Below are 5113 nucleotides of genomic sequence, written 5' to 3'. Positions count from 1 at the left end.
CTCAAGTACCATTTCACACACCTCATCAGCATAAGGTAAAATAGAGGATACCAACTCATTAGACATCACGTTTACTGTTCTTGGTCTAGCATCCATTATATCCCTACCGTTTACTTCCATCTCATTATTGCCATCTTTTATCTTTAGGCTTGCGAGATTAATCTTTACTTCTTCAGCAGTATTTTTACCTATCTCAAGATTCTTCTCTTGCCTGAAAAAATCAACGATTTTTTCATCTAGGTAGTCCCCACCCTTATTCATTGTTTCAGATACTACAATTCCATTTAGGGAAATTACTGCTACCTGGCTGGTGCCAGCACCTATATTTATCATTAATATTCCCCTTGGTTCATCTGGTGATAGATTCATTCCATAAGCAGCGGCGAGTGATTCATCAACTAGTATAATATCCCTACTACCAGCGTGAAGGGCAGCATCTTCTACCGCTCTTTTTTGGATATCAGTAATACCAGATGGGACAACAATTACAACCCTTGGTTGAACTAGACTAAAACCAACATTGACCTTATCAAAGAAATAATTTAACATGGCCTCAGTGAGGTTAAAGTCAGTTATGACTCCGTTTTGTATTGGTTTTACAACTTGTATATCATCATGAGTTTTGCCAAGCATATCCTTAGCTTCTTGACCAACCGCCAAAACCTTGGTGCGGTTTTCATCGAGAACTAGACTTGATGGCTCATTAATTATAAGGCCCTCGCCTTTTTTATATACTAAGATATTGCTAGTGCCAAGATCTATGGCAAAATCTGTAGCAATTATTTGAAATTTCATCCTGTACTCCTATATATAATTATCTTTTTTTAAACTTACATATGACCCATGACCTATAATCAAGTGGTCAAGAACAGTAATATCAAGGATTTCACCTGCATCTATGAGCCTACGGGTAATCATAAGGTCAGCCTTTGAAGGAGTCGGATTACCTGAAGGATGGTTGTGAACTAAAATCATAGACTTGGCTGATTTTTTAATAGCTTTCTTAAAGACTTCCCTAGGATTTACTATGGAAGAACTCAAGTCACCTATTGAAATAAGCTCTTTGGAAATAACTTCATTTTTGTTATTTAGTAAAATCGTATAGAAATACTCCCTATCTCTAAAATTAATGGTGTCTTTTATATACTCATAGGCATCTTGATTTGAATTAATCTTATACTTTTCTTTATTTAAAATATTTTCCTTTATTCTCTTGCCCAATTGTAGACTTGCTACAATCTTAGAAGCTTTGGCTTGTTTTATGCCATTAATCTTTATTAGCTCCTCAACTTCTATTTCAAGGAGAGTCTCTTCGCTAAAAGTGTCAAGTATTTCTTCGGCAAGCTCAATGGCATTTTTCTTATCTGTGCCAGTTGATATTATAATGGCAAGAAGCTCTTTTTCGTTTAGGCTATCGTGGCCTAACTTTATGAGTTTTTCCCTTGGCCTATCTATCAACTTCATATCCTTAATCGTCTGTTTCACTTATGCATTATCTCCAATGTTTATTTTTTTCATATGCTTTATTATAAAATTTGAGGAAAGTCCCACAAAAAATCCACTAAAGGTGCCAACTATTACTAGGGCTGGAAAATAAGTGAACATTTTAATATTTTCCATAACTATAGCAGAAACTATTATCTGTCCCATATTATGAGCAAAAGCTCCTATTTCGCTTACACCAATAAAAGAAAATAAGCGGTCGTGATATCTCAAGGCGATTGCCATAGCTATTGACGAAAGAATCGCTCCTGCTGCTGAGTAGAAAAAGGAAGTCACCGCCCCTGTTATAAGAACTAGCATAAAGCTCTTGAGAAGGGCTATAGATAGACTTGCCTTAAAGCCATAAAAATAAAGACTTACTAATATTATTATATTTGAAAGTCCGAGTTTTGCACCTGGTATAGGCACAGGAACAGGGATTTGCAATTCTATAAGTGATATTATAAGAGCAAGGGCTACCAAAAGTGCCATATTAGTTAGGTCTTTGATATTTTTTCCCATTATTGCACCACCTTATCAATCTTGTCTTCATCATTTTTCTTATCATTGTGACTTTCTAATTCCAAAAACAACCTATGAGGCAGGCAAATAATAGTCTGACCTTCCTTTTCTATAGGGTGCATATGAGCACAAATCTGATCTTGGCAGTCAGCTTCACTTATATAGGCCTTCTTGTTTTTGATGACAATTTTATTGTAATGGCTTCCGTATTTGACCACATATTCTGTATCCTTATCCATCGGAAGTTTTTTTATGACTTTTCCATCTTGTTCGACCACAAGCAAATCTCCCTCGTGACCTGTAGAAAGCTTATCAATTGCAAAATTCAGCCCGAAACTTAAAAAAATCAAGCCAACAATTACAATTATATCTCCTTTTTTTATCTTCATAATAACCTCTATATCTTGTCTATTTATTTTATACAATAATCATGGTTATATTATATGGTTTTTACCCGTAAAAAAAAGACCCCGAAGGGTCTTCTTCAAATTTTATTCAAATAATGTTATACATTTATTTGGACATTTTTCAGCAGCTGTCTTTAAGAGTTCTTGATCAACTTCCTCTAAATTTACTGCCTTAGATAAGAAATTATCCATTGCAAAGGCTTCTGGGTAGGTCTTTGCGCAAATTGTACATCCTATGCAAGAATTAGAACATTTTGCTCTTGCATCCTTGCCCTTATCATGTGATGAACAAAGCACTGCTTGTTTTTGCTTAAATGGTACAAGCTCAATAATATGTTTTGGACAAACCTCAACACATTTTTTACAAGCTACACACTTATCCCTATTAACTTTTGCGACTCCATTTAAAATATGAATTGCATCAAATGGACAAGCTTTCTCACAAGTGCCACAACCTATACAACCATAATCGCAGGCCTTCTTTCCACCAAATAAGGCAATTTGAGCCCTACAATCTTCAAGGCCTTGGTATTTATATTGATCTTTAGCTGCTTCGCAAGTTCCATTACAATGTACGAGTGCTACTTTTCTGTCATCTGCACCTGTCGCTTCAACACCCATAGCTTTTGCTACAGCTGCTGTTACGCTTGCTCCACCGATGGCACAAGCATTTACAGGAGCTTCGCCCTTTGCAATTGCTGCTGCAAGACCATCACAACCAGGAAAACCACAAGCACCGCAGTTTGCACCTGGGAGGCATTCCCTAACTGCTGCTTCTTTTACTGATTTTTCTACATGAAATTTCTCTGAAATAAAGCCTAGAGCTATCGCAAAGATAAAGCCCATTATAGCAAGGATTGCTACTGGCAATAATAAATTTTGCATTCTTACCTCCTATGCTAAACCTGCAAAGCCCATGAAGGCTATAGCCATTAGACCTAGGGTTATAAGAGAGATTGGTGCTCCCTTAAATGACTCAGGTATTTTGTTATATTCGATTTTTTCTCTTAGATAAGCAAGTAGTACAATTGCTAGCATAAAACCAATTGATGCTGCAAAAGCATATACTGTTGATTCAACTAAGTTGTAGGAAAGGTCTATTGCCTTGATTGCTACACCTAATACGACACAGTTTGTAGTAATAAGTGGTAAATAAACACCGAGCGCTCCATAAAGGGCTGGCATAGATTTTTTCATTACTGTTTCTACTGATTGGACGAGTGTTGCTATTACTAAGATGAAGACAACTGTTTGTAGGTACTGTACATTAAAAACTTCTAGTATGTAGTGTTGGATAAACCAAGTAATAACTGTTGCAAGTACTATTACGAAGATTACTGCAAAGCCCATTCCTCTTGCTGTTTCAACCTTGCTGGTTACACCAAGAGTTGGACAGATACCTAAGAATTGTCCTAATACATAGTTTGATACGAATATAGTTGCTATTATAATTTTAAATAATTCTGCCATAATAACTCCTAACTATTTTTTCTGTTCATAATAGCATGGAAGGCACCGAAAATAAGACCTAGGACTATAAATGATGATGCTGGTTGAAGCATGAAGCCTATGGTGTATTCTTCTGGTATAACTGGCATGCCAAAAAGTGTTCCTGATCCTAATAACTCTCTAAAGAATGCTAGGATTGAAATAGCGATTGTATAACCAAGTCCTTGGCTGATACCATCAACTATTGATGGGATTGGACCATTTTGGCTAGCAAAACCTTCAGCACGAGCAAGGATAATACAGTTTACTACTATAAGTGGAATAAAGATACCCAAACTTTTATCTAAAGCTGGAGCATAAGCCTTTATTAACATTTGAACTATGGTTACGAAACCTGCTATTACTACGATAAATGATGGGATTCTTATTTCATCAGCGATGAAATTACGAAGTAATGATATAACAAGGTTACTCATTACAAGTACGAATGTTACAGATACACCCATACCAACAGCATTGGTTAATGATGAAGATATAGCTAGTACTGAACACATACCAACCATCTGTACTAGGACAGGGTTGTTTTTAATAATACCATCGGTAAATATTTTGCCATAATTTACCCTTGGTTTTTTATCTTTTTGTTTTTCCATGATATCTCCTATTCTAGCTTAGCAAGAACTTCTCTTGCGGCATTAATACCTCTCAAGATAGTAGTTGTTGAAATTGTAGCACCTGTTATGCCTACTATTTCATTTTCCCCACCTGTTGCACTTGCCTTGACTTCCTTATCCATATTTACTCCAACCATGCCTTGTTTGAAGAAATCTTCTTCCATTTGCTTACCAAAGCCAGCTGACTCCGAATGGTTTAGTGGAGCAAACCCTGTTATATTGTGGTCTTTGTCAACACCAATTAAAAATTCAATGTCGCCGCCATAACCACCTGGGGATTTTATTTGAAAAACATATCCGTCACCATCTGCACCCTTTGCCTTGTAGACTACTTCTACAACATCTGGCTTTTCTACATCTAGCTTTTCATAGCTATCTGCCTTATATACTACAGCCAAGCTTTCTTTAAGCTCTTCTTGTTGACGAGCTTCTATAATTGGCTTGGTCATATTGTTTGTAAAGGCAAGAGCTAGGGCTGTAATTGATGTTATTAAAAGTAATTTAATACCTAATTTTAAACTATTGTTCATTCTTAGCTCCTTTTTTTGCCTTGGCCTTACCAAAAATCCTGTCTCTAGT

8 protein-coding genes are annotated in these 5113 nt (G+C 36.2%); all 8 read right to left on the bottom strand.

Annotated elements, in window-relative coordinates:
• Positions 1–795, bottom strand: a 795-nt coding sequence (locus tag RQ893_RS08045) for a rod shape-determining protein (protein WP_311482506.1), incomplete at its 3' end; no start/stop codon positions are given.
• Between the two features lie 9 nt (positions 796–804).
• A complete protein-coding gene (radC, locus tag RQ893_RS08040) occupies positions 805–1485 on the bottom strand; it encodes a DNA repair protein RadC (protein WP_311482505.1) in 681 nt (226 codons plus the stop codon).
• Entirely contained in the window at positions 1486–2007 is a 522-nt protein-coding gene (locus RQ893_RS08035) for a Gx transporter family protein (protein ID WP_399523576.1), read from the bottom strand.
• Positions 2004–2393, bottom strand: coding sequence for a NusG domain II-containing protein (locus RQ893_RS08030; protein WP_311482503.1), 390 nt, complete (start codon positions 2391–2393; stop codon positions 2004–2006). Before RQ893_RS08030 ends, RQ893_RS08035 begins: the two co-directional genes overlap by 4 nt.
• Positions 2394–2495: 102 nt before the next feature.
• Positions 2496–3296, bottom strand: a complete 801-nt coding sequence (locus tag RQ893_RS08025) for an RnfABCDGE type electron transport complex subunit B (RefSeq protein WP_311482502.1) — start codon at positions 3294–3296, stop codon at positions 2496–2498.
• A 9-nt stretch (positions 3297–3305) separates the two neighbouring features.
• Positions 3306–3881: an RnfABCDGE type electron transport complex subunit A gene (locus tag RQ893_RS08020; protein WP_311482501.1), complete on the bottom strand. Its 576-nt coding sequence runs from the start codon at positions 3879–3881 to the stop codon at positions 3306–3308.
• A gap of 8 nt (positions 3882–3889) precedes the next feature.
• Positions 3890–4513: an electron transport complex subunit E gene (locus tag RQ893_RS08015; protein ID WP_311482500.1), complete on the bottom strand. Its 624-nt coding sequence runs from the start codon at positions 4511–4513 to the stop codon at positions 3890–3892.
• Between the two features lie 8 nt (positions 4514–4521).
• Positions 4522–5064, bottom strand: a complete 543-nt coding sequence (locus RQ893_RS08010; RefSeq protein WP_311482507.1) for an FMN-binding protein — start codon at positions 5062–5064, stop codon at positions 4522–4524.
• Positions 5065–5113: the final 49 nt, after the last annotated feature.

It is taken from the genome of uncultured Anaerococcus sp. (genome assembly GCF_963510915.1).
GTDB lineage: Bacteria > Bacillota > Clostridia > Tissierellales > Peptoniphilaceae > Anaerococcus.
Note: the sequence above shows the minus strand (reverse complement) of the source record. Positions and strands in the feature narration are given on the sequence as shown.